Origin of the sequence: Xanthomonas sp. CFBP 8152 (assembly GCF_014199025.1) — a bacterium.
In the GTDB taxonomy this organism is placed as follows: domain Bacteria; phylum Pseudomonadota; class Gammaproteobacteria; order Xanthomonadales; family Xanthomonadaceae; genus Xanthomonas; species Xanthomonas arboricola_B.
Genome location: NZ_JACHNO010000005.1, coordinates 120,523 through 143,673, shown reverse-complemented (window position 1 = coordinate 143,673; position 23,151 = coordinate 120,523). Strand labels below are relative to the sequence as shown.

Annotated in this window: 21 protein-coding genes; all 21 read right to left on the bottom strand. The window is 64.9% G+C overall.

Features of this window, described 5'->3' with window-relative positions:
* Positions 1-3 precede the first annotated feature (3 nt).
* Complete coding sequence (fliF, locus tag FHT09_RS17805; RefSeq protein ID WP_104606974.1) at positions 4-1,734, bottom strand: flagellar basal-body MS-ring/collar protein FliF; 1,731 nt, start codon at positions 1,732-1,734, stop codon at positions 4-6.
* 13 nt (positions 1,735-1,747) lie between these two features.
* Positions 1,748-2,119, bottom strand: a complete 372-nt coding sequence (gene fliE, locus FHT09_RS17800) for a flagellar hook-basal body complex protein FliE (RefSeq protein WP_166776395.1) — start codon at positions 2,117-2,119, stop codon at positions 1,748-1,750.
* A 1,017-nt stretch (positions 2,120-3,136) separates the two neighbouring features.
* Complete coding sequence (locus FHT09_RS17795) at positions 3,137-6,646, bottom strand: glycosyltransferase (RefSeq protein ID WP_181141405.1); 3,510 nt, start codon at positions 6,644-6,646, stop codon at positions 3,137-3,139.
* Positions 6,647-6,733: 87 nt separating this feature from the next.
* Positions 6,734-8,257 carry an FkbM family methyltransferase gene (locus FHT09_RS17790; RefSeq protein WP_104606976.1) on the bottom strand — a complete coding sequence of 508 codons (1,524 nt, stop codon included), beginning with the start codon at positions 8,255-8,257 and terminating at the stop codon, positions 6,734-6,736.
* Positions 8,254-8,877 (bottom strand): UDP-3-O-(3-hydroxymyristoyl)glucosamine N-acyltransferase, encoded by a 624-nt coding sequence (locus FHT09_RS17785; protein WP_104606977.1) that lies wholly within the window; start codon positions 8,875-8,877, stop codon positions 8,254-8,256. Before FHT09_RS17785 ends, FHT09_RS17790 begins: the two co-directional genes overlap by 4 nt.
* On the bottom strand, positions 8,867-10,012 hold the full coding sequence (locus FHT09_RS17780; RefSeq protein ID WP_104606978.1) for an aromatic ring-hydroxylating dioxygenase subunit alpha: 1,146 nt from the start codon (positions 10,010-10,012) through the stop codon (positions 8,867-8,869). Before FHT09_RS17780 ends, FHT09_RS17785 begins: the two co-directional genes overlap by 11 nt.
* 13 nt (positions 10,013-10,025) lie before the next feature.
* Positions 10,026-10,670, bottom strand: coding sequence for a NeuD/PglB/VioB family sugar acetyltransferase (locus FHT09_RS17775; protein WP_104606979.1), 645 nt, complete (start codon positions 10,668-10,670; stop codon positions 10,026-10,028).
* Positions 10,667-11,404 carry an SDR family oxidoreductase gene (locus FHT09_RS17770; RefSeq protein WP_104606980.1) on the bottom strand — a complete coding sequence of 246 codons (738 nt, stop codon included), beginning with the start codon at positions 11,402-11,404 and terminating at the stop codon, positions 10,667-10,669. Before FHT09_RS17770 ends, FHT09_RS17775 begins: the two co-directional genes overlap by 4 nt.
* Positions 11,401-12,165, bottom strand: coding sequence for an SDR family oxidoreductase (locus FHT09_RS17765; protein ID WP_104537446.1), 765 nt, complete (start codon positions 12,163-12,165; stop codon positions 11,401-11,403). Before FHT09_RS17765 ends, FHT09_RS17770 begins: the two co-directional genes overlap by 4 nt.
* Positions 12,162-13,202: a ketoacyl-ACP synthase III gene (locus tag FHT09_RS17760; protein ID WP_104606981.1), complete on the bottom strand. Its 1,041-nt coding sequence runs from the start codon at positions 13,200-13,202 to the stop codon at positions 12,162-12,164. The genes FHT09_RS17765 and FHT09_RS17760 overlap by 4 nt, the downstream gene beginning before the upstream one ends.
* A gap of 5 nt (positions 13,203-13,207) precedes the next feature.
* A complete protein-coding gene (locus FHT09_RS17755; RefSeq protein WP_104537444.1) occupies positions 13,208-13,432 on the bottom strand; it encodes an acyl carrier protein in 225 nt (74 codons plus the stop codon).
* A gap of 64 nt (positions 13,433-13,496) precedes the next feature.
* Positions 13,497-14,606 (bottom strand): DegT/DnrJ/EryC1/StrS family aminotransferase, encoded by a 1,110-nt coding sequence (locus FHT09_RS17750; protein WP_104606982.1) that lies wholly within the window; start codon positions 14,604-14,606, stop codon positions 13,497-13,499.
* 120 nt (positions 14,607-14,726) lie between these two features.
* The gene (locus tag FHT09_RS17745; protein WP_104606983.1) at positions 14,727-16,211 is read right to left on the bottom strand and encodes a sigma-54 dependent transcriptional regulator; all 1,485 of its coding nucleotides are present in this window, start codon (positions 16,209-16,211) and stop codon (positions 14,727-14,729) included.
* Positions 16,204-16,587 carry a response regulator transcription factor gene (locus FHT09_RS17740; RefSeq protein ID WP_104537441.1) on the bottom strand — a complete coding sequence of 128 codons (384 nt, stop codon included), beginning with the start codon at positions 16,585-16,587 and terminating at the stop codon, positions 16,204-16,206. The genes FHT09_RS17745 and FHT09_RS17740 overlap by 8 nt, the downstream gene beginning before the upstream one ends.
* Before the next feature lie 8 nt (positions 16,588-16,595).
* Positions 16,596-17,996 carry an RNA polymerase factor sigma-54 gene (gene rpoN, locus FHT09_RS17735; protein WP_104606984.1) on the bottom strand — a complete coding sequence of 467 codons (1,401 nt, stop codon included), beginning with the start codon at positions 17,994-17,996 and terminating at the stop codon, positions 16,596-16,598.
* A 221-nt stretch (positions 17,997-18,217) separates the two neighbouring features.
* Positions 18,218-18,850 carry a response regulator transcription factor gene (locus FHT09_RS17730; RefSeq protein ID WP_003482986.1) on the bottom strand — a complete coding sequence of 211 codons (633 nt, stop codon included), beginning with the start codon at positions 18,848-18,850 and terminating at the stop codon, positions 18,218-18,220.
* A 69-nt stretch (positions 18,851-18,919) separates the two neighbouring features.
* Positions 18,920-19,486, bottom strand: a complete 567-nt coding sequence (locus FHT09_RS17725; protein ID WP_104606985.1) for a PilZ domain-containing protein — start codon at positions 19,484-19,486, stop codon at positions 18,920-18,922.
* Positions 19,486-19,779, bottom strand: a complete 294-nt coding sequence (locus FHT09_RS17720; RefSeq protein WP_104537904.1) for a hypothetical protein — start codon at positions 19,777-19,779, stop codon at positions 19,486-19,488. Before FHT09_RS17720 ends, FHT09_RS17725 begins: the two co-directional genes overlap by 1 nt.
* Before the next feature lie 8 nt (positions 19,780-19,787).
* Positions 19,788-20,201, bottom strand: coding sequence for a flagellar export chaperone FliS (gene fliS / locus FHT09_RS17715; protein ID WP_104537438.1), 414 nt, complete (start codon positions 20,199-20,201; stop codon positions 19,788-19,790).
* 150 nt (positions 20,202-20,351) lie between these two features.
* Entirely contained in the window at positions 20,352-21,677 is a 1,326-nt protein-coding gene (fliD, locus tag FHT09_RS17710) for a flagellar filament capping protein FliD (RefSeq protein WP_104606986.1), read from the bottom strand.
* A gap of 270 nt (positions 21,678-21,947) precedes the next feature.
* Positions 21,948-23,147, bottom strand: coding sequence for a flagellin (locus FHT09_RS17705; protein ID WP_184417059.1), 1,200 nt, complete (start codon positions 23,145-23,147; stop codon positions 21,948-21,950).
* Between the last annotated feature and the right edge of the window lie 4 nt (positions 23,148-23,151).

Sequence of the window (23,151 nt, the reverse complement as noted above, 5' to 3'; positions counted from 1 at the left end):
GTATCAGGCTTCACTGGCGACCCATCCCTTCACGACTTGTGCGACACGTTTTGAATCGGCTTTGACTGCTTCGCGTGCGACCCGCATGCGTTCTTCGTAGGCATCCGGCAGGGCGATCGGGGTCTTGCGGTCCTGACCGAGCTGGGCGGTGTCCTCTTCCAGGCGGGGCATCAGGTCGTCATCGTCGACCATCCGCACGTCGGCGCTCTGCGGATTGCCATCGTTGCCGCCCTTGGCCTGCTTTTCCTTGATCGCGGTCACGCCGGTGAGCTGGCGCAGGGTGGGGCGCACCACACCGAACAGCAGCGCCAGCACCACCACCGCACCGACCAGCAAGCGCAGACCGTTCTGCACGCGCGGGTCTTCCCACCACTTCGGACCCTCCTCGCCGGCAACCGCTTCGCGCACGAACGGAGCGTTCATCACCGACACCGTGTCGCCACGGGCCGCGTCGAAGCCCACTGCCTGCTTGACCAGGCCCTCGATGCGGGTGAGCTCGGCGGCCGTCAGCGGCTGCTCGACCAGCTTGCCCTTGGCACCGGGGCGCGGGACGTTGTCCAGCAGCACCGCCACCGACACCCGCTTGATGCGGCCGGCCGGCTGGCGGGTGTGCTGCAAGGTCCGGTCCAATTCGTAATTGCGGGTGGCGCTCTTGGAACTTTCGGTCGGCGCGGCCGGTGCGGCGGCCTGGCCATTGGCGGCGGCCGGGGTGCCCGGTGCGCCGGCGGTGGCGTTTGCGGCCGGCGCCGGCGGCTGGCCGGGGCTGTTGCTGGTGGCGCCCGGGGGCCCCTGCGGGCCGGTGGCGCTGGTGCTGGTGTCGCTGACCTGTTCGCTGCGCAGCTTGGCCGGCTCGCCGTTGTAGAGCTCGCGGGCCTCCTCGACCACCGAGAAATCCATGTCCACGCTGACTTCCGGGTTGACCCGGCCCGGGCCGGTCATCGGCTCGAGCAGCTCGCGGATACGCTGGTTGTAGGAGCTTTCCTGGCGGCGCACCTGTTCGAACTGGGCGGCGTGCTGGGCGGCATCGCTGTTGGGATCGGCGATGGAGAGCAGGCGGCCGCTCTGGTCGACCACGGTGACGCGCTCGGGGGTCATGTCCGGGATGCTGGAGGCGACCAGGTTGACGATGGCATCGACCTGGTTGCGCTCCAGGCCCTGGCCGCCGCGCAGCTCCAGCACCACCGAGGCGCTGGCCACGTCACGCTGGCGGGTGAAGGCGCTGGGCTTGGGAATGGCCAGATGCACACGGGCCTCGCGTACCGGGCGCAGGGTGCCGATGGTGCGCGACAACTCGGTTTCCAGCGCGTGCTGGTAGCGGGCGTTTTCCACGAACTGGCTGACGCCGAAGCCGGGGTCCTTTTCCATCAGCTCGAAGCCGCCGCCGGTCTCCTTGCCGGTCAGGCCGGACCCGGCCAGCTTCAGGCGGGCGTCGTACAGACGGTCCTGCGGCACCGAGATGGCGCCGGTGTCCTGGTCGATCTTGAACGGGATCTGCGCGGTGCGCAGCAGGTCGGCGGCCTCGGCATTGCCCTTGTCGTCCAGGCCGGTGTACAGCGACTGGTAACCGGGCTTCTGCGACCAGAAGAACACTGCCAGACCGGCCGCCACCGCCACGGCGATCATCGCCATCATGGTCAGCTTGCGGGTGATCTGCAGGCTGCGGACACGGTCGAACCATTGCCCCGCCTTTTCGGCGTTCTGGTTCATGTTTTCTTTGGTGATCGCGAGAGCCATGTGTCGTCAACCCTTACAGCGGCATGTTCATGACGTCCTGATAAGCCTGGACGAGACGGTTGCGGACTTCCACGGTGGCGCGGAAGGCCACCTGGGACTGCTGGGAGGCGACCATGACCCGTGCCAGATCGGCACTGGGGTCGCCCATTTCGAAGGCCTTGGCCAATGCGCCTGACTTCTGCTGGGCCTCGTTGACGCCGCCGATGGCGCCGCGCAAGGTCTCGCTGAAGCTCGGTGCCTGGGTGGCCGGTGTTCCCTGCGTGCCGGCCAGCCCCTGGATCTGATTGCCGCGCGCCGCATCGCCCACCGCGCCCATCGAGCCTTGGCCCATCTGCGTCTGGTAGCTGCGGATCTGCGAGAGGATGGAGGTAACGGAGTCGCTCATGGGTACGGTCAGCCAGGGAGGCATCCACACCAATGCAAGCGGCGTGCCGAAACCGCGCCGGAATTCCGGCGCCGGGGGCGGGGAGGGGGCTTCAGGCAGCCGCGGATGGGTCCGGCGCTGGTGATGGCGCGGGGGGACTTCGGTGCAGGGCTTTGGGTCTGTGGCGTGGTTGCGGGAGCAGTGCCCGCTCTCCATCGCGCGATGTGCCGCCCCGTGCCATCAGGCTCTTATGCAGTATCCGTACCGCATGAAGTCCCGCGACGGTCTGGGGACAAGGAGTAGTCGAGATGATCGGTGTGCACGCTCATCAGAGCGGTGCGTGCTGCACCTTGTCCGATACTGATGCGACGGCTTGACGTCCGACGTCCGACGTCCGACGCACGTCGCACGGCCAGCGGCTTTTCACATGACCATCGATCAACTTTCACGTTGGTTGCGAAGCAGCGGGTTTTGCGGCTTGGCTGCAGGGCCCTTGCCCGCCCACCATCGCAGGACACGCCGCAAGTACGTCCTTGTAGGCTCTTACGCGGCATCCATGCCGCGTAAGGTCCCGCGACGGTGGGCGGGCAAGGACCCAGCGAGATGGTCGGTGTGTGGTTGCAAGCAGGCCATGGCGTGCATCGTCCGGATCACCTTGTGTCCGACAATTTTCCCGTCACAAGCTGAGCAACGGGCGGGCGTCCAACAAGCAATCGATGGACCTCTCGGCATCTCAATACCTCGCAATAAGCGTGGTTTTTTTACCTGACCACCGACCAACCTCTTGGTGCGGTGTCCTCGCCGGTTGCGGGACCGTGTGGCGGCATGGATGCCGCCACCGAGCTCCACGGACGGATTCATGGCGTGTCCCGCGAGCGGTGAGGGCACCGCACCCTCGACCGACTCCGCGTTTGAAGGCGGGCAAACGACGCTACGACTCCACATCACTGTCGCTGCAAGCCGATTGAACCGGCCGGCTTTGCTTGGCCTGATGACACCATGCCCCGGAAGCGGCGCCCACACCGCGGCTTCGATCGACTAATCCGGCAACCACGCTTGGCGCCACTGATCAAGATTGCTTCCGGTCAGCATCCAGTCGCGGCGCACCACGTCGCGCAACGCCGCACCCTTTGCTGCCGAAGCGGCCGGGTCGGCCAGATGCTCGCGGATCGCGCCGATCCAGTCGCGGTAGCGGTTCTTCACCAGAGTCACCGGCAGGTTGCCCTGGTAGCAACGCACATCGCTGGCGATCACCGGATAGCCGCAGGCGCCGTATTCCAGCAAGCGCAGATTGCTCTTGCACGCGTTGAACAGATTCTGTTCCACCGGCGCCAGGGCCAGATCCAGATCCAGCGCCGCCAGTGCGGCCGGGTAATGATCGATCGGCACGCCGGGCTGGAACTGATGGATGTGCTGGCGCAATGCGAACGGATACATCCCCATGAACACCCATTCGACCTCGTCGGCCAGCTCGCGCACCACGTCGGCGATCAGCTCAAGGTCGCCGGTGTGACTGGCGCCACCGGCCCAGCCGATGCGTGGCTTGCCGCCCTGGCGTTGCCTAGATCCGCTGCGCGCGGGCAGGTGTTCCCACCAATGCGGCGGCAGGCGGTTTTCGGCCACGCGGATGTCGCTATGCAGCCCGGCAAACGCCTCGGCCAGCGCCTGGGTGGACACCACGAAGCGGTCCACCATCCCCAGCCCGCGCCGCACTGTCTTGAGGATGTCCTTGGGCATGTGCTCGCGATGCGCGTTCTTCAGCGGCAGGTTGGGCAGGTAGTCGTCCAGCTCGTAAACCTTGAAGGCGCGCGACAGCGCCTGCATGCGCCGCATCGCTTCCAGTCGCGGTTCGCCGACCTGGCGTTGCAGGATCACCACGTCGGGATCCTGGCGCGCCAGCTCGCTGATCTCCAGATAGCCGTTGAACAGTACACCTTCGACCACGCCGGCTTCGCGCAGGGCGCGCAGCGGCTGGATCACCCGGTAGTGCCCGCAGCCTTCGACATCGGCGGGCAGGGCGATCATCGTCGGCAACGGTCGCCACGACTGCAGCGGCCGCCAACTGGCGCGCGGGTCGGCCAGCTGGAAGCCGGCGCCGGGATCCAGCGAGAAGCCCGGGTTGTAGGCCGGGTCGTTGGCCATCACCGGCAGCCAACGCGCATACATCGCTTCTTCGTCGCGTGCAGTGGCGGGCGTCGCGTCGGGCGGGTCGATCAGCAGCTGCGCGCGCGCAGCGTAGACATTGAGATAGCCGGCCTGCTGCAGGCGCAGACACAGATCGACATCGCTCCATGGCGCCAATGCCGGTTCCTGCGCAAAGCCGCCGGCGTCCAGAAACAGCTGGCGCGGCAGCATCAGGCATTCGCCGCCGAGCGCGCTGTAGTCCTGATCCAGCTGCAGGCGCTGCAGATAGCCCGATTCGTCGAACGCCGCACCGTCGAAGGCGCGTGCTGCCGGTGCGCCCAGGCCCAGCAGCAGGCCGGCGTGATGCACGGTGCCGTCGCCGCGCAGCAGCTTGCCGGCCACCGCGCCGACCTCCGGGCGCAGCGCGTGGTTGAGCAGCTGCGCCAGCCAATCGGCCTTGATCGCTGCCGCGCCGGCCGCCAGCCACAGCAGCATGTCGCCGCGTGCTTGCTCGGCCGCCGCATTGCAGGCCGCCTCGCGCGTGGGCTCACCTTCGAAGCGCAGCACGCGGATCTGTTGCAGCCCGAGGTTGTCGATGCCTGTCAGCCAGTCGCGCAGCGCCGGCTCGGTGCTGTCGCTGCGATCCAGCAACAGCAATTCGTAGTGCGGGTAGCCGGTGTTGGCGAGCACGCTTTCCAGGCAGCGCTGTACCTGCGCCAGGCGGCCATCCACCAATACCAGAATGCTGACCATCGGTTGCTGCGCATGGCGGTAGTCCACCGCATGCCGGCCGGGACCACTGCTGCTCACCACTGCGTCCACGTAACCGCGCGCGGCAAGATGGCGGCTGATGGCGCGCTGTTCGTCTTCGTCGTCATGCCGCGTGGTGGCCGATGCCACCAGCAAGGGCTCGGCGATGTGCCGGATGCAGGCCAGGCCGTAGCGCTCGACCAACCCAAGCTGGTAATCCAGTTCGAAGGCGTCGCTCGTTCCGGTTGGAAAGCCGCCAGCGGCCCGCAAGGTGCGGTGCCGGAACAGCCAATGCCGCGACATCGTCGACGGCGCACTCAACAGCATGTCCAGATACAGCGCCGGCCGCATCGCCAGCCCCAGCTGACCGTCGTCCAGCGCGACCACTTCATCGGCGTAGACGGCCTGACACTCCTCCGACAGCACCAGCATCTCCAGCGCCAGCATCAGCAGGCCGCTGGCGGTGAACAGGCTGCCGGCTTGGACCAGCAGCACCCAGTCGATGGACTGTTGCGTGGCGATGGTCCGATTGAGTGTGGGCACCAACCCGTCCGGACCGATCAGCACACCGCGCTCGCCGTGCTCGTCGGCCTGCTGCGGCAAGCTGCTGATCACCCAGGTCTGCTGGTTCCGATAACACGCCACCGCCGCCAGACTGGCCTGGGTTGCGGCCACCGCTGCCGCATCGCCGTCGCTGTCGACCACCAGCACTGCGATCTGCGGGCCGCCCGCATGCGTTTGCAGGCGCGCATCGATCAAGGCGCGCTGCACGTTGCTCGGATGACGCACCCCCAACCAGGTGGACGGCGACACGCGCTCGGCCATTCCTGCGCTCTGCATCAGCGCGTTGACCAGATCCACCGACTTGAACACGCGCGCCTTGTGCGGGCTGAGCGGGGCGACGCGCACCTGGCGGTTGTCGCCGCTTTCGCGTCGCCAGCCGAGTTGGCGGATGCCCTGGCGCAGGTCTTCGTGGCCTTGATCGCCGATGCCCGGCTGATCGCGGCCGGCCTGACTGAACTGCGCGCCGGACACGCGGAAATGCGTGAGCGGGCCGGACAGCAAGGCCAGGTTGCCGTGACGCAGTAGCTTGACGTAGATCGCCAGGTCACCGACCCAGTGGATGGCCTTGCCGTTCAACATCATCAGCTCGCCACCCAGCGCCACCAGGTCGGCGCGCCGTGCAAGCACGCAACTCGGCTCGCCGATGAAGTTGATGGCATGGTCGGCCAGGAACGACACCAGCTCCGGCCCGTCGATCAGCACGTCGTCGGCGAACGGGAAGCTGGTCGCCAGGATGTCCGGCAACGGCGCACCGTTCTCGTCCACACGCAGCCGGCGCGAGGATGCCAGCACGGTGCCGGGGTTGCGCTCCATTGCGCCCACCAGCTGGGCGACGCAGTCGGGCTGCAGCACGTCGTCGTCGTGCAGGAACTTGATGTAAGTGCCCTGCGCAAGGCCGATCCCTTTGAGTTTGCTGCCGAGCTCGCCCAGGCGATCTGGATTGCGGAAATAGCGGATCGGGAAAGAGCATCCCAGTGCATGCCTGGCAACACATTGCTCGATCAGCGCATCGACACTGTCGTCGCAGACGATCAGCTCGAGCCTGGGGTAGGACTGCAGAACTGCGCTCGTAAGCGCTTCATCGAGATAGCGCAGCTTGTAGGCGGGCATCACGATGCTGACAAGCGCACAGGTGGCGGAGCGATCTTCTGGGTGGTGCATCATGGGCCAATGGGCAGGTGGTGAGTTTCCCCAGGCTTACTCTGCCCAGGGTGGCGGTGCGGCACCGGCGACGGGCGATGCATACAGAACGAGGTCGTAGTAGTGCCCGGGAGAGTGCTGGCGTAGGCGGAAGTGATAGCCATCGACCAATTTGTCCAGTTGTTCCACGATATCCAGTAGATCCTGGGCGTAGTGATACACGCAGATAGCCATACGCGGGCGCTGGGTACGGATGAGGTTGGATGCGCCTTCTAGTGCCCTGGCTTCGAACCCTTCGATGTCCAACTTCAGCAGCGTCAGCTTTTCCAACTCGTCGTCCAGGCGCGTCGTAGCCACGGAGATTCCGCCATCCGGCGTTACATGGCTTGAAACGGTGCCGGTCTCCTCGAAGCGTAGCGTCGTCTGTTCGTTGGAAATGGCTTTTTTGATGGCCTTGAAGTTATGCGGGGGAAGGGGGAGGGCACTCGCGATACCCTCCAATTTCTGGAAATTGATGCTGTCGGGTTCAAAAGCGGTGATGCTTTCGTAGTGATAGCGGGATGCTTCTAGAAACTTGTGCACGATGGGGCCCTGGAAGGCACCGCCATCGCAGAAATGTTCACGCTGGCCCAGTTGGAACGTGCTGCTATCGGCGTATGTTGAAAAGTACTCGTTGATCGGCGTAGCCCAGCAGTCCAACAGGAGGCTGGAATCGTAGGTCAGGCGGAACAACAGGTTGCTGTAGAGCGTAAAGACGCTGAAATCGTCGTCCAGCCGATCCGCAAAACGCAGAAAATCGTCCAGGCGCGCAAGCGTGCGCTGACGGTACACCTGGGCAGGCTCGTATACGGCGGGCAACCCACAGTGAGCAACGGCCAGGCAGGCATCTACCCGTTCAATGCCTGCTTGCTCGCACAGCTTGCGGGCCAGGCCCGATTCTGCCGGGCTGTAAGAAAAATCGATGGCCAATGCCTGGGAATGCTGGGCCGCTTGTTCGATGAACTGGCGCGAGCTCCAACGCGGTACCCCATGAATGGTATCGCTGTCGCCTGGCTGATCATCGACGGCGGCAATTACATGGCTGGAGCGCTGGACGATCTTTGGGCCATAAATGTCGCCAATGCCCGAGCGCGGTTGGAGCAGAAAGAGGGGGCGCTGCTCGAAATGCGGGATCAGCGGATCCAAGCAAGGCGCAACGCTCAGTTGCTCGATGCCCGCGCTGGTGCACAGGTCATTTGCAAACGCCCGTCCGCGCGGACTGCAAGAGAAATCGATAGCGATCGCATCGGCATACTGCGCCGCCTTGGCAAGAAACTCCTGACTGCTCCAGCGCGGCGCGCCATGAATGCGGTCCAGGTGGATGCTCTGGTCATCAATTGCGGCAACAACATGATGCAGGTCGGCAACCACCCTGGGACCATGCACCACGCCGGCATAGGACTCGGGAGCGACGAGAAATACAGGGCGGTTGGCAATCGCGGGTAGGCGCGCAATGACATCCTCCAGTACAGGGCGCTCCTGCTCCGCAATACGGAGAATCCGTTGGCGAAGCTGCTCGTTTCTTGAGTTCATGAACGTCATCTCTCGTAGGTGTGAATGGGGGCGTCGTAGCGGGCGTCGAAATACGTCTTGGCAGGCACGTCCTCGCAGTAGACGCGCGGCCAGCCAAGTTCGCAGCTTCGTCCCACCTTGATGCCCCCACTCACGATGGCGCCGGTCCGCAGGATGCTATTGCTGCCGATCTCCACGCCCGCGCCAATTTGCACACCATTCTCTATCCAGCATGACGATTTGACGCGGCACGCCGGTCCGAGGTGCGCGCCGGCATGGATGACGGTGTTGTAGTCGATCCTGCACCCGTGCCCGACGACAGCATTGGCACCCACGAATGCGTTGAGCCCGATGACCGAGTCAGAGCCGATGGCTGCGCTGGGGTGGATGAAGGGCTCCAGCTTGAAGCCACGTTCCATCGCTGCCTGCATCAGTTCCATGCGTTTGAAGTTGCCGAGGCGTTCGTCGAAAGCCACGAACATGGCCCCGTCGGTCGGATTCAGTCCATCCAGCACGCCCAGATCGAATTCGTGTCCCGAATCTTGTGGCACGTCGATCCTGATGACCGTCTCGTCCTGACGCGTCTGTTTCCAGGCGTGAAAGGCCAGGTCGAGGTAGTCGCTGCGGCCGACGATCCACCTAGATTTCATGTTCGGTCTCCATCAGCATCGTGTACCAGCGTTCGACCAGGCGATTCATGGATTCATAGGCTCCCTGGGTGGGCAGCGGAGCGTCTGCGTGCAATGCCGCCTGCACCCGCTCCATGATGTCCACGTCTTCGCCGACCACCACCTTGCTGCCGTGCATCTGTGCCAGTAGCACTTGGCTGGAAGAACCGTAAGGCTGTTTCCTGCGTGCGCTGAACCAGTAGATCTCCAGGTCGGTCCGGTCCGGTGCGACCGGGATATGGTGTTCCAGCGTGAAGGAATAGCCGCCGTTGGCACTGGCGATATGCAAGTTCGGGAAGGCCAGCCAGTTGAAGTAGGCGTCCTGCTCGCCCCAGCGTTCCACCTTGTCGTGCCAGCCGAAATGCTTAAGTTCGGGGATGGGCGCGTCAGCCCCACCGAAACTGAAGCGACGCATTTCGCACCGCAACGCTGCGGGCGATGTGCCCTGCAAGGCTTCCATGGACTCCCTGGCTTGTTCCGCGTTCACCTGGGGAACGAAGCTGACGCTCTTGGCCAGGGTCTTGGGGTGGACGAAGCGCGGGTGGTTGGCGTCCCGCAGATTTTCATAGGCCAGCTTCCAGTTGTACCGGCCATGCCATGTGGTCACCATGACCTCAGTGTCATAGGCGTTGGAACTACTCTCCAGCAAGGCGATGAAGTCAGGCGAAAACTGCTCCTCAAGCGGCATCGGGTCGGGATCGAGGTTGACGAACAGCAGGTTTCCCACCTCACGCAAGGCGAACTCCCGCAACTTCAGGCCGCGTCTTTGCTCCTCGTCGAATCCGTAGACAGCCGCGCACTCGGGGATGTTCTCAACCCGGCCCTCGGCGTCGTACTTCCATGCATGGTAGGGGCAGACCAGCGGACGCTTTCCCACCGCCGCGGTCTGCAGCATCGCGCTGCGGTGCAGGCAGACGTTCTCGAACGCGTGCAGCCGGCCCTGAAAGTTCTGGATCAGCACCGGAATGCCGGCAAGCCTGCGGGTGATGAAGCAGTTGTTATCGGGCAGCAGCGTTTTCAGGCCGGCGAACAGCCAGACCTTGCGGAAGATCTTGCGCTGTTCGCGGGCGAAGATGTCCGTCGACAGGTAGTAGTTGGGGTGCATTCGCGAACGCATTGGCGCGGCTTCCTCAGGAATCCTTGTGGTAGATGACCCGGGCCGGGTTGCCGAACACGCTGGCGCCGGCCGGCACGTCCTTGACGACGACCGCACCGGCACCGACCACTGCACCATCACCGATGTGGATGCCGGGCAGGATGGTGGCGTGCGGGTGCACGATGGCACGCACACCGATCCGCGCGCCGCCGCCGACGAAGGTCATCGCCCCGATTTGCGCGTAGTCACCGACATGGACGTCGTGCCCAAGCATGGTGTTGGCATGCACGTTGGCGAAGTCGCCCAGCCAGACGTCGGGGCTGAGCTGTACGCGATTGCACAGGAAGCAGCCCTGGCCGATGTGCACGCGCGGGCTCAGGAACGCACCGGTGAGAATGGCGATGAACTGCGCGCCCCGCGCCAGCAATGGCTGCGCATAGCGCTGGCGCGAATGCGGATCGCCGATCGCGCAGACGAAGCGTTCTTCGTCCTGCGGCTGGTACGCGAGCGGGCTGCCGACGATGGTCAGGTCGCAGCCCAGACCGTCCAGCATCTGCGGGCGCGTGTCGAGAAAGCCCACCGGACGCCACTGCACTCCGCATGCCGGATCGCTCTGCATCTGCGCCAGGACCTCGCGACCCCATCCGCCTGCGCCGACAATCAATGCGGGATGGGTCATAGGATCGAGCCGCCGTCCATGACCAGACTGGTTCCGGTGACCCAGCGGCTGGCGTCGGCCAGCAGATAGATCGCGGCGTTGGCTACGTCCTGCGGCTCACCCAGGCCCAGCGGATGCCGCGCCTTCTGCGCATCGAGTTGCTCTGCGCCCCACATCGGTGTGGCCACGGCAGACGGAGAAATGCCGTTGACCCGGATCCTGCGCCTGGCCTGTTCGAGCGCAAGGCACTTGATGATGCCGATGAGGCCGGCCTTCATCGCCGAATACGGCCCTACGCCGCGCGTGCCGAGGTGCGCGGCAGTGGATAGCATGAACACGATCGAGCCCTGCGGGGCGATGGCATTTGCCTGCAGCAGGCGCTGTGTCAGCATCACCGGAGCAAGAAAGTTGACCGTGTACATCTCGGTCATCGCCGCCTCGCTCAGCTGGCGGATCGGGCAGTGCTTCTGCATGCCCGCGCAGTGCACCAAGCCATGTACCGTCGTGCCCGCCGCAGTCGCCAGTGCCTGGCGATCGGCGGCGCTGGTCAGGTCGCCGAGCACGCCAACGTGGCCCATGCCCTGCAGCTGTGCCTGGGTTTGCGCGAGGCGGTCCCTGTCGCGGCCGGCGAGAACCAGGCGGGCACCTCGCTGCGCGCAGGCGATAGCGATCTGCCGGCCTAGCCCCGACGACGCTCCCGTCACCAGGATTGTCTTGCCGTCGAGCGAAAACGCCGTGCGTGCCGGCGTGTTCATGCGTAGATGTCCATCGGCACGGTGAGCCCGCCGTCCACGACAAAATAGTTGCGGGTGATCCAGCGGCTGGCATCGGCCAGCAGGAACGTGGCGGCGTAGGCGACGTCCTCCGGCTCGCCCATGCCAAGTGGCGTCAGTTCAAACAGCCCTTCCATATTGCCGCCGCTGCCCTGCAGGCCATCTAGCAGCGGCGTGCGCACGTAACCGGGGGCGATACAGTTGGCGCGGATGCCGTTCTTGGCAACTTCCTGCGCCAGCGATCTCACCATGCCGAGCAGGGCGCTCTTGCTGGCCGCGTACGCGCTGCTCGCCATCGGCCCGATGTGCGAGGCAACCGAAGCGACGAACACCAGCGAGCCGTTCGCAGCGATGCGCTTCTTCGCCAGCAGGCCCCGGGTCAGCAGCATCGGGGCGAATGTGTTGCTGGAAAAGATGTCGTCCAAATGCGCCCGATTGACTAGGCGCAGCGGAACCAGCCGGGAGATCCCGGCCGCGTGCGCCATTCCGTCCAACACGCCGACGTCGGCGACCAGACGATCGATGTCCTCCTGTCGGTCAAGGTCTGCCGCTATTGCCACGTGTCCATCGCCCGGCAACGCCTGCAAGGTCGAGGCCAGTCGCGCGCGGTCGCGTCCGCTGATCGCCAGCTGGGCACCAAGCTCTGCGCAGGAAATGGCGATCTGGCGGCCGATGCCCGAGGAGGCGCCGGTGACGAGGATGCGTTTGCCGGCAAGCGAGAAAGGGTCGGGGGCACTACTCACGATTCGATCAGATCCGGAAACACCGCACCCTCGATGTCCACCAGGCAGGTGCCCCACGACAGCCCGATGCCGAAGCCGCACAGCAACACGCGTTTGCGGCCGGTCTCCAGTTCCTTGTTGATGCGTGCGGTCATGGTCACCGGCAGCGAGGCGCCGCTGGAGTTGCCGAAGTCGCGCAGCGTCGAGGGCACCTTTTCCACCGGCAGGCCGAGCTTCTTGCGGATGGTTTCGTTGATCATGCGGTTGGCCTGGTGGAACACGAAGTAATCGATGTCCTCCTTGGCCACGCCGGTGTAGTCGAGCAGTTTCTGCACTGCCGGCGGGATGCGCTGGGTGGAGAAGCTCAGCACCGCCACGCCATCCAGGATCAGGTCCACGCCACGCCGCCATGGGCCGTCGGGCTCTTCGCGGAACGGAATCAGGTGCTGCATGGCGACCGGTTCGCGGTGGCCGCCCACCGGCAGCATGATTGCCCTGTAGCCGCTGCCATCGCTGTTGAGATCGAAATGCATCGGCGGCGCGTCGGCGCTGAATTCCAGTGCGGTGGCGGTGCCGGAGTCGGAGAAGATCGGGTCTTCCAGATTGGCGCTGCGGTCGCCGACCAGCAGCAGGCCTTTCTTGACGCCGCCGGCGGCGATCATCGAACCGAGCAGGTTGATGCCGAACGGGTAGGCCGAGCAGCCCAGGTTGACGTCGAAGGCGACCGTGGCATGCGACAGCCCCAGCCGGTCCTGCAGGATGATCGCGGTGGCCGGGATCGGATAATCCGGCGATTGCGTCACCACGATCAATGCATCGATCTCCTCCCGCTTCCACTGCAGTTTTTCCAGCAGCACCTGCGTCGCATCGAAGGCCAGGTCGGAAAAGCACTGCCACTCCGAGGCCATGCGGCGTGTCTCGATGCCGATGTTGCGCACCAGCCGCTCGCGCTCGGAGCGGATCTGCGGCCGGCAATCGGTGAGATTGGACACCACCCGCTTCGGCACGCATGTCGCCATGCCGGCAAAGCGAACGTTGTGCAGCGTGGAGGTCGGCATGGTGCTTACGCCTCGGTCAGTCTGTAGAGGTCGCCCACGGTGACGGCGGCGGTCAGGTCCTCGCCGGTGATGGTCTTGCCGTACTCCATGTCGAACATCACGATCACGCCCAGCGCGGCCAGCGAATCCCATTCCGGGAGTTCGAGCAGCACGGTGTCGGCAGTGACCTCGACCGGCTCCTGGAAGTCGGTGGCGGCGATGAAGTTCTCGATAAACGTTGCCTGGGTCATGCGTTCTCGCCTGGTTGCCTGTTGAAGATGCGGGAGTCTGAAAAGAACATGGAGCCGGTTGCCGTCATGTCGCCCGTTGCCCGGCGATCAGATCGGCAATGGTATCGACCTGGTCGCGGGTCAGGCCAGGAAAGATCGGCAGGCACAATACCTGTGCCGCCACCGCACGCGCGACCGGCAGCCATGCCGGCGCCGATGAGGGCAGGGCGCGATACATCGGGAAATCGCTGATCAACGGATAGAAGTACCGTCGTACCAGGATGCCGTGCTCGCGCATCGCTTGGTACAGCGCATCGCGCGACAGCGGGTAGTCGTCCTGTACCAGGATCGGGAAGTAGGCGTAGTTGGCACTGGCATGATCGGGCCGCGCCACGCAGCGCACGCCGCGAACATCGCTCAGGCGCTGCCGATACTGCGCGTCGATGGCGCTGCGCTGGGCGATGGCATGATCGATGTGCTTGAGCTGCAGCAGGCCGAAGGCCGCGCTGATCTCGTTCATCTTGCCGTTGATGCCTGGCGCCACCACCGTGGTCTCATCGACAAAGCCGAAATTCTTCAGGTGCCCGATGCGCTGATAGGTCCTTTCGTCGGGGCAGACGATGGCGCCACCTTCGAAGGTGTTGAACACCTTGGTGGCATGGAAGCTCAACACGCTCAGGTCGCCATGGCGCAGGATCGAGCCGCAATCGTCGCGCACGCCGAAGGCATGTGCCGCGTCGTAGATCACCTTGAGGTTGTAGATGTCGGCGATGCGGGTGATGGCAGCGGTATCGCAGGCGGTTCCGTAGCAATGCACCGGCATGATCGCGGTGGTCTGCGGGGTGATGGCTGCCTCGATCTTGGACGGATCCATGTTGAGCGTCACCGGATCGATATCAACGAACACCGGCGTGATGCCTTTCCACAGCAGCGAATGCGCAGTGGCCACGAACGAGTAGGGCGTGGTGATCACTTCCCCGGTGATGCGCAGCGCCTGCAGCGCGGTGATCAACGCGGTGGTGCCATTGGTGAGCAAGGCCAGGTGCGGCACGCCCAGGTACTCGCACAGCGCGCGTTCGAGCGCGCGATGCATGTCACCTCCATTGCTGAGAATGCGGCTGGTCCAGATCTGCTCCAGATAGGGCAGAAATTCTTCCAGCGGCGGCAGCAGCGGACTGGTGACAGGGATGGGCATCAATGTCTCGGCAGGTGCTGGTGAATGTCGGGGTTCCATCGCAGCCGACGGCTGTGGACGGGGTGATCGTGCTGAAGCAAGCGCTATGCCAGCAAGCGGGGGGCCAGGAGACCGGCCCGCTCAGTTCGCCAGCTCGGTCTGCTCGCGGTCGATACCGTACTTGCGCAGCTTTTCCACCAGCGTGGTGCGGCGCAGGCCGAGCAGCTGCGCTGCATGCGCCACTACGCCCTGGGTGCGTTCCAGCGCCTCGTTGATCAGCGCCAGTTCGATGTTGGCCATGTGCCCACGCAGGTCGATGCCATCGTCAGGCAGACTGGAGCTGGTCACCGGTTCGGCATCGCCCGTGCTGGGTTGCAGGGTCACCACATTGCCCGGCAGCGCGATGTCCTCGACGGGGGCGGCAACCAGCGCCGGTTCGGGCGCAGGCTCGACCGGCACGGCCGCGGCAAAATCACCTCGGTAGCGCGCCGGCAGGTCCTGCACGCGCACCAGCCCGCCCGGATGCAGCACCGCCAGGCGCTCCACCAGGTTGGTCAGCTCGCGCACGTTGCCTGGCCAGTCGTAGCTGCGCAGCGCCTGCAGGGCTTCGTCGGCAAAGCGGACTTCGCCGCGTCCTGTGCGCGCCAGCTGCCCGGCGATGGTCTGCACCAGCATGGCCAGATCGTCGACGCGTTCGCGCAGCGCCGGCATCTCGATCGGGAACACGTTGAGGCGATAGAACAGGTCCTCGCGGAACTGGCCGTCGCTGATGCGGGTTTCCAGGTTGCGGTGGGTCGCAGCGATCACGCGCACGTTGCAACGGATGGTCTGGCCACCGCCGACGCGCTCGAAGCTGCGCTCCTGCAGCACGCGCAGCAGCTTGACCTGCATCGGCAGGCTCATGTCGCCGATCTCGTCCAGCAGCAGGGTGCCGCCCTCGGCCATTTCGAAGCGGCCCTTGCGGGTGCTCAATGCACCCGTGAAGGCGCCTTTTTCGTGGCCGAACAGCTCGCTTTCCAGCAGATCCGGCGGGATCGCGCCGCAATTGATCGCCACGAACGGCCCGTCGCGCCGCGGCGAATGCTGGTGGATGGCGCGCGCGACAACCTCCTTGCCCGTCCCCGATTCGCCCAGCACCAGCACCGTGGTGTCGAATGCAGCCACCTGGTCGATCAGGCGGCGCAAGCGGGTCACGGCCTCGCTGTTGCCGGTCGGACCGGTGTCCTGCTGCGCACCGGCCTGATGTTCGGCATCCAGGCGTTTGAGGCTGGCACGGCGCAGCAAGGCCTCCAGCTGTGTGTGCCGCAGCGGCGTGTCCAGCGTCCAGACATTGGCTTCGTGCAGGCCGTGGGCCTGCGCAAACGCGCTCGGGCTGCCTTCCATCAGCAATACCGGTGGCGGCAGCTTGGCGTCGGCCAGCCAGTCGAAGAACTTGTCGGCCTGTGCAGCATCCTGCGCCGAGCCCACCATCACCGCCATCCATTCGTCGTGGCGATGGCGGCCAGGATTGATGTCGGCGCCGTCGGTGACCCAGCGTGGATTGAAGTCCATGAACTCGAGCAACGAGACAGTGCGCTCGGCGCGCACGGCGTCGCTGTCGATCAGCAGAATGCGGGACTCACTCATTCCTGGCTCCTTCCGTCAGGCCCTCCAGGATTGGCATGACTTCCTGGATATAGGACAGCTTGCTGACAAAATTGTCAGCACCCGCGCGAAGAGCATGTTCACGATGCTCTGCATCGTCGAAGTGGCTCGCGATGACAATATACGGCGGATCGTCCTGCGTCTTGATCAGACGCGTCGCCTGCAGCCCGCCCATCTCCGGCATGGCCAGGTCCATCAGCACGACATCGGGGCGCAGCGACTCGGAGCGCTCGATCGCTTCCAGTCCATTGGCGGCACTGCCCACGATATCGAGCCACTCCACTTTGCGAAAATGACGCATCGCAGCGTTGATGAAGCCCTCGTGGTCGTCGACCAGCAGCACGGTGAGTTTGCTCATAGTAGTCCTTATCCTGCCCGGGCAAGCAGCGGTTTGTTGTTGCGGCGGCGCTCGCGTGCCGGGGCGATGTCGAGTTGTTCGCGGTACTTGGCCACAGTGCGACGGGCAATATTAACGCCCTGGCGCGACAACAGCCCGGCAATGGCTTCGTCGGCAAGCGGCCGACCGGCCGGCTCGCTTTCGATCAGTCTCCGCACCATCGCCTTGACTGCCTGGCCGGAGACGCTGGCGCCTTCCAGGCGCACGGCAAAGAAGTGCTTGAGCTCGAAGGTACCGCGTGGGGTCTGGATGTATTTGCCGGTGGTAATGCGCGAAATCGTCGATTCGTGCATGCCGATCTCATCGGCAATTTCCTTCAGCGTCAGCGGTGCCATCGCTTCTTCGCCGCGCACCAGGAAGGTGGCCTGGCGTTCGACGATGGCGCGCGTGGCGCGCAGCAGGGTCTCGTAGCGCATCGACAGACCACGGGTCAGCCAGCGCGCTTCCTGCAGCATGTCGCGCAGCGGCTGGGCGGCTTCGCCGGCCTCGGCCAGTGCGCGCTCATGCATGGGGTTGATGCTCACCCGATGGGTGGTGGCCGGGTTCAACGCCACCCGCCAGCTGCCATCGGCATGCCAGGCGAGCACGTCAGGAATCACGCTCGCGTTGCTTTCCTGCAACAGGTCATCGCCGGGGCGCGGCTGCAGCGACAGGATCAGCCGGACCGCTTCGCGTGCATCGTCCACTTCGGCATCGTGTGCGCGTGCCAGCACCGGATAGTCGTGGCTGGCCAGCAGGTCCAGGTCGCCGGCAAGGATGCGCGCAGCCAGATGACGCGCCGGCACGCGGCCGGGCAGGGCGCTCAGCTGGGCCTGCAGGCACTCGCGCAGGTCGCAGGCGGCCAGGCCGGCCGGGTCGCCGTGCAGCAGGCGCTGACGGACCGCTTCCACTGCCTGCACGGTCATACCAAGACGGGTTGCGCCGAGCTGCTGCAGCGTCGCCAGGGCCTCGGTCAGATAGCCGGCGTCGTCGGTCTGCTCCAGCCAGAACGCGGCGGCCCCCAGTGCGGCCTCATCCAGGTCCAGTGCCAGATCGCGCAGGATGCGCACGTGCGGGTCGGTGGATTCGCCGGCTGCCACGCGCTGCATGCGATCGTCGTCGCCGTCGTTCCAGCTGCTGCTCTGCAAGTCCCACATCGTACTTTCCGGCAGTTCGTCGAAGGCGGCGACGTCGGAGGCGCCATCGTCGCTGGTCGCGGCGGCATCGCCATCGGCCAGCTCTTCCAGTTCCAGCAGCGGATTGGTTTCCAGCGCGCGACGGATTTCCAGTTCCAACTGCATGCCGTCCAACTGCAACAGACGGATCGACTGCAGCAGCTGCGGGGTCAGGTGCAGTTGCTGGCCAAGCTGGGCGGAAATGGTCGTCTTCATCGAAGCGCTTCCGGAAGGCGCCGCACGCGGCAGCGATGGAACGCATCTTGCAGGACAAGACGACGGGTTTCTAATCAGGGAATCGCGTGAGGCAATTCATGATTTTCCTGACAGTCCGTGGGGAATTCCCTGACACCAAATACGAACTCAAGCGTGCCCGCCGGAATCTCGTCACTGTTTGGTCGCTAGCGGCCGCTTCCGGTCGCCGCACGGCGGCCTGCTCAGACCAGCTCGTTATGATGCTTGGCGGCCAGCAGTACCAGATCGTTGGCACGCCGGCAGCCGAGCGACTCCATCATGCGTGCGCGATGGGTCTCCACCGTCTTGACGCTGATGCCGAGGTCGGCGGCGATTTCCTTGTTGCTCTGGCCACGGCCGATCTCGCGCAGGATCTCGCGCTGGCGCGGCGACAAGGCGGCGATACCAACCGGTTTTTCGCGGCCCAGCATCGGCGCAATCATCTTGGACGAGATCTGCGGGCTCAGGAACACCTGGCCGGCCGCCGCTGCACGCAATGCCAACTCCAGCTCGAGCGGTGCAGCATCCTTGACCACAAAGCCCACCGCGCCACGATCGAGCGCGTCGCGCACGTGCACCGGGTCGTCGTGCATCGACATCATCACCACATGCGTGCGCGGCGCAGCGCGCAACACATCGGTCATAGCATCCAGGCCGCTGCGGCCGGGCAGGGACAGATCCATCAACACCAGGTCGGGCCGGTGCAGGGATGTCATGTCCAGGGCTTGTTGCGCATTGCTGGCCTCACCCACGACATCGATGCCGGCGAAGGTTTGCAGCAGCCTGGACAGGCCGGCACGCACAAGGGTGTGATCGTCGACGATGATGACTCGCACGGCGCAGAAGAGACCTTTTTCAGTAAACGGCACCTTAGCTGACCCGGCGCTCCGCGCCAACAGGTGGGATCAGCGCTGGCGGCGGGCGTCGGCGATCTGACGGCGATGCAGACGGAACAGATGACGTTCCAGTGCCTCCCGCAAGCCCGGCGAAAGCAGCGCAAACCGCAGCCATAGCCAGTGATCGTGGCCGTCGCTTGCGCTTGCCAGGACCTCGGCAGGAAGCTGTACCAGTTCAGGAAGCCAGTCGGAGGGTTGCAGACAAACGCAACCCTGCGTGCCCGGCGGATGGCTGCTTGCGCAGCGCATGCGGATTCCGCGCACCGACCAGCGCACGTCCGCCTGGATCAGTCCGGTGTCACCTTGTTGCACCAAACGGCCGATCAGCGCCAGCATCAGGTCGAGCTTGGCATCCATGCGCTGCACCAGCAGCGGCAGCTCGCCACGGTCTTCGCTGGTTTCCTCGCTGCGTAGGTCTTCCAACTGGCCCAGGCTGCGCAGCAGGGTTTCTGCGGTGCTGTGCGAGCCGGCGTCGCTGCCGGCATGGAAGCCGACCGGCAGGCGCACTTCGCAGCTGAGCGTGTCGGCGAACAGCGCGGCATCGGCAGATGGCGCGAGTGTGCCGGGCGCGGACATCAGATTCGTCCGACCCGTGCGTAGGCGCGGCTGGCCGACGAGGACGTGCGCTGCGCGCGAATCAGATCCAGCAGCTTGCGTCGACGTTCGAGCATCATCCGCATCAGATCCTGCTGCATGGCCTGCAGCGTCTGCAAGGCTTCGCGGTCCTGACTCAGGTCCACCTGCTGCGCGTACTCGCGCAGGTGCAGGTCGTGGGCATCCAGCATGAACGGCATCACCTCGAACTCCTCCTGCGCCATGGCGAGGCGGATGTCGGCGATTTCGGCTTGAAGGCTTTGCGCGCTATGCATGGTATGACTCACGAGACGGCAGAAAGGCCGCGCTGGTCCAGGGGGATGGAATTCCACGCCGAGTCGATTTCGCTGAGCAGTTCCAGCGCTTCGGTCAACGCAGTTTCGTCGTTGTGCAGGTTGGCGGCAGTCAGCCGCTGCATCACGTAATCGTAGAGCGCCGACAGGTTACCAGCGATCTCGCCACCGGCTTCGTGATCGAGCGATCCGTTCAAGTGGCCGACGATCGCGCAGGCTTCGCCGATGGCCTTGCCCTTGCGCGCCTGGTCGCCCTGCGCCAGGCAGGCCTGGGCCAGACGGATGCGCTGGCAGGCACCGGCGAACAGCAGCGACACCAACTTGTGCGGGTCGGCTTCGGTCACGCTGGTGGACACGCCGACCTTGCGGTATTGCTCGGCATACTGACGATTGGAACCGTACATGGATGACTCCTCAATGGGCTGACCTTCGCGGGTCCCGGAGCGCTGCGCTCGGGCGACGACGCTCCTGCCGGAAGGCAAGGCCGAAATCACGATAGGCCCTTCCTGTATCGGCAAGACCACTGCGGGACTTGAGGAGCGTCGTCACGGAAATCAGCTCGTCAGCAGGCTGCTGAGCGAACTGGTGCTGCTCTGCAGCTTGCTGATCAGGGTTTCCATCGCGGTGAACTGCGCGGTGTAGCGGTCGCTGAGCTTGGTCATGCGCGCGTCGAGGTCGTCCAGGTCCGTTTCGTAGCCCTTGATCTGCTTGTTCAGGCTGTCCGAGCGCAGGGTCAGGGTGCCGTTGTTGACGTTGACGTTGCTGTCGAGCAGCTTGGTCATGCCGGAGCCGAACTTGCTGTCCTTGCCGAACACCTCGGCGGCGGCACCGCCGTCCTCAGCGATGGCGGTGTCGAACTTGCTGCCGTCGAAGCTCATCACGCCATCCTTGTCGAGGGTCAGGCCGAGCGCCTTGAGTTCGTTGAGGTTGCCGGCGACCTGGCCGCGCAGCTGCTGCTGCAGGCCGCGCACCAGCGAGTCGCCGGTCAACGCCGCGGCCGTCTTGGTGGTGGCGTCGTAGGCGCTGCTCTTGGCCAGCAAGGTGTTGGCGGTGTTGTAGGCGGCGGCATACGCAGTCAGATTGGCCTTGAGGCCGCTGGTGTCGGCAGCGACGCCCAACGTGACCTTGGTGCCTTCGGCGGCCTTGGTCAGGTTGAGCACCACGCCCGGCACGATGTCGGTGAGGGTATTGGAGCTGGAGGTGCGTTCGAAGCCGTCCACGCGCACCAGCGCATCGGTCGCGGCCACGGACTGGTTCAAGCCGCCGCTGACGCCGGAGCCATAGGTGAGGCTGCTCAGGCTCGGGTCGCTGGCACTGACGGTCAATGCGCCCTTGGTACCGGAGTCGACCGCATTGAGTACCAGGTGCTGGCCGTCGTTGGCGGTCACCACGCTGGCGGTGACGCCCTTGCCGCCGGCCGCCTTGTTGATGGCGGCAGCGATGTCGGTGAGCTTGTCGGTGCCGCTGATGTCCACGGTGATTTTCTTGTCGCCATACCCGACCGTCAGCGTGCCGCTGCCGACGGTTGCGTCGGCGGTGAACGCGCCGGAGGCGAGCTTCTGCGCACTGGCCAGCGAGACCACTTCCACCGAGTAGTTACCCGGCGCGGCCGAGCTGGTGGTGGTGGCGGTGAAGCCGGCATCGGTCGGCACCGTCGCCTTGTACACGTTGGTATCGGCGCTGCTGATGACCTTGTCCAGCGCGGACTTGAGCGTGGTCATGCTGCTCTTGATCTGGCTGATCGCCGACAACTGCGTCGTCGCGGCGGTCCCGGCCTTGTTGATACGCGCCTCCTCCGGATCTTTCATTCGGGAGACCAGGGTGGACACCACGGTGGGGATGTCCAGGCCGGAGCCGGAAGTGCTGATCACCGATGCCATGTTGCATTCCTCGTCTGGGCGTCCAAGCAAGGATGGACGCATGGGATTACGAGACGGGTATCGGCCGCCTCCGCGAGGACTTTAGCGGCGGCGAGCCCGTCTCGCTCACGAGGTTGGGCGATGCAATTTCCATGCCGGCGATGCGTCAAGAAACCCGCGCCAGAAACCCGTGCTGCGCGATCGCGTCGAATCCCTGCGGTTGAAAATATCTGCGACCACAAAAAAGCCCCTCCGAAGAGGGGCTTTGGACTTGCTGCGACGCGCTGCCGATTACTGCAGCAGGCTCAGCACGTTCTGCGGAACCGACTTGGCCTGGGCAAGCATCGCGGTACCGGCCTGCTGCAGGATCTGCGTGCGGGTCAGCTCGGCGGTTTCCTTGGCGTAGTCGGTGTCGCGGATACGGCTACGCGAGGCCGACAGGTTTTCCGAGGTTGCGCTCAGGTTGGCGATGGTGGAGGTGAAGCGGTTCTGCACCGCACCCATGTCGGCGCGCGAGGAGTTGACCGCGGTCAGCGCCTTGTCGACGATTTCCAGCGCCTTCTGCGAGCCGGAGAACGTGGAGATGTCCAGGCTGCTCAGGGTCGAGGTGGCGGAGCCGGACGCGGCCGAGGCGGTGGTGATGCCCGCGCCGACAGTGATGCCGGTGGCACTGGAGGTGCCGGCCGTCAGCGAGGTGAAGTCCTGGCCGGCCTTCAGCGATTCGATCTGCACCGTACCGTCGGTCTTGATCGAGGCATACATGCCGGTCTGGTCCAGCTTGTCGTTGATGGCCGCCGCGACCTTCTTGTTCACATCGGCGGCGGTTTCGCCGCTGGCGATCTTGACATCGGCGATGGTGACGCTCTGCGCGTTGCCACTGGCGTCCTTGAACGACAGGCTCATGCCGCTGATCGAGCCGGATGCAGTGGCGGTGCCGGTCACGCCAGCGGCGGAGACGGCGGCAGCGAAGTTGGCCTTGCCCAGCGAATTGACATTGGCGTCGACGATGCTGTTGATGCCGATGGTCTGGCCGGCGTCGGCGCCGACCTGGAACAGCGCACCGGAGAAGTCGCCGTTCAGCAGTTTGGTGCCGTTGAAGTTGGTCTGGTTGGCGACGCGGTCGATTTCAGCGGTGAGCTGCTTGACTTCGGAGTTCAGCGCGTCACGGTCGGTCGGCGAGTTGGTGGCGTTGGACGACTGCACCGACAGCTCGCGGATACGCTGCAGGTTGCTGCCGATTTCCACCATCGCGCCTTCGGCGGTCTGGGCCAGCGAGATGCCGTCGTTGGCGTTGCGCGAGGCAACGTCCAGGCCGCGGATCTGCGTGGTGAAACGCTCGGAGATCGCCAAACCTGCGGCGTCGTCCTTGGCGCTGTTGATGCGCAGACCCGAGGACAGACGCTGGATGCTCGTCGACATGCTCGCGCTGCTGGTGTTGAGGTTACGCTGAGCGTTCAGCGACATTACGTTGGTGTTGATTACCTGTGCCATTTTG

Coding starts and splice junctions, on each gene's coding strand:
- FHT09_RS17780 (WP_104606978.1), bottom strand. CDS start 10,012: ATGCGTTCGCGAATGCACCCCAACTACTACCTGTCGACGGACATCTTC.
- FHT09_RS17740 (WP_104537441.1), bottom strand. CDS start 16,587: ATGAGCAAACTCACCGTGCTGCTGGTCGACGACCACGAGGGCTTCATC.
- FHT09_RS17795 (WP_181141405.1), bottom strand. CDS start 6,646: ATGCCCGCCTACAAGCTGCGCTATCTCGATGAAGCGCTTACGAGCGCA.
- FHT09_RS17760 (WP_104606981.1), bottom strand. CDS start 13,202: ATGCCGACCTCCACGCTGCACAACGTTCGCTTTGCCGGCATGGCGACA.
- FHT09_RS17750 (WP_104606982.1), bottom strand. CDS start 14,606: ATGCCCATCCCTGTCACCAGTCCGCTGCTGCCGCCGCTGGAAGAATTT.
- FHT09_RS17720 (WP_104537904.1), bottom strand. CDS start 19,779: ATGCATAGCGCGCAAAGCCTTCAAGCCGAAATCGCCGACATCCGCCTC.
- FHT09_RS17755 (WP_104537444.1), bottom strand. CDS start 13,432: ATGACCCAGGCAACGTTTATCGAGAACTTCATCGCCGCCACCGACTTC.
- fliF (WP_104606974.1), bottom strand. CDS start 1,734: ATGGCTCTCGCGATCACCAAAGAAAACATGAACCAGAACGCCGAAAAG.
- FHT09_RS17770 (WP_104606980.1), bottom strand. CDS start 11,404: ATGAACACGCCGGCACGCACGGCGTTTTCGCTCGACGGCAAGACAATC.
- fliD (WP_104606986.1), bottom strand. CDS start 21,677: ATGGCATCGGTGATCAGCACTTCCGGCTCCGGCCTGGACATCCCCACC.
- FHT09_RS17790 (WP_104606976.1), bottom strand. CDS start 8,257: ATGACGTTCATGAACTCAAGAAACGAGCAGCTTCGCCAACGGATTCTC.
- FHT09_RS17725 (WP_104606985.1), bottom strand. CDS start 19,486: ATGTCCGCGCCCGGCACACTCGCGCCATCTGCCGATGCCGCGCTGTTC.
- FHT09_RS17785 (WP_104606977.1), bottom strand. CDS start 8,877: ATGAAATCTAGGTGGATCGTCGGCCGCAGCGACTACCTCGACCTGGCC.
- FHT09_RS17745 (WP_104606983.1), bottom strand. CDS start 16,211: ATGAGTGAGTCCCGCATTCTGCTGATCGACAGCGACGCCGTGCGCGCC.
- FHT09_RS17705 (WP_184417059.1), bottom strand. CDS start 23,147: ATGGCACAGGTAATCAACACCAACGTAATGTCGCTGAACGCTCAGCGT.
- FHT09_RS17775 (WP_104606979.1), bottom strand. CDS start 10,670: ATGACCCATCCCGCATTGATTGTCGGCGCAGGCGGATGGGGTCGCGAG.
- rpoN (WP_104606984.1), bottom strand. CDS start 17,996: ATGAAGACGACCATTTCCGCCCAGCTTGGCCAGCAACTGCACCTGACC.
- fliS (WP_104537438.1), bottom strand. CDS start 20,201: ATGTACGGTTCCAATCGTCAGTATGCCGAGCAATACCGCAAGGTCGGC.
- fliE (WP_166776395.1), bottom strand. CDS start 2,119: ATGAGCGACTCCGTTACCTCCATCCTCTCGCAGATCCGCAGCTACCAG.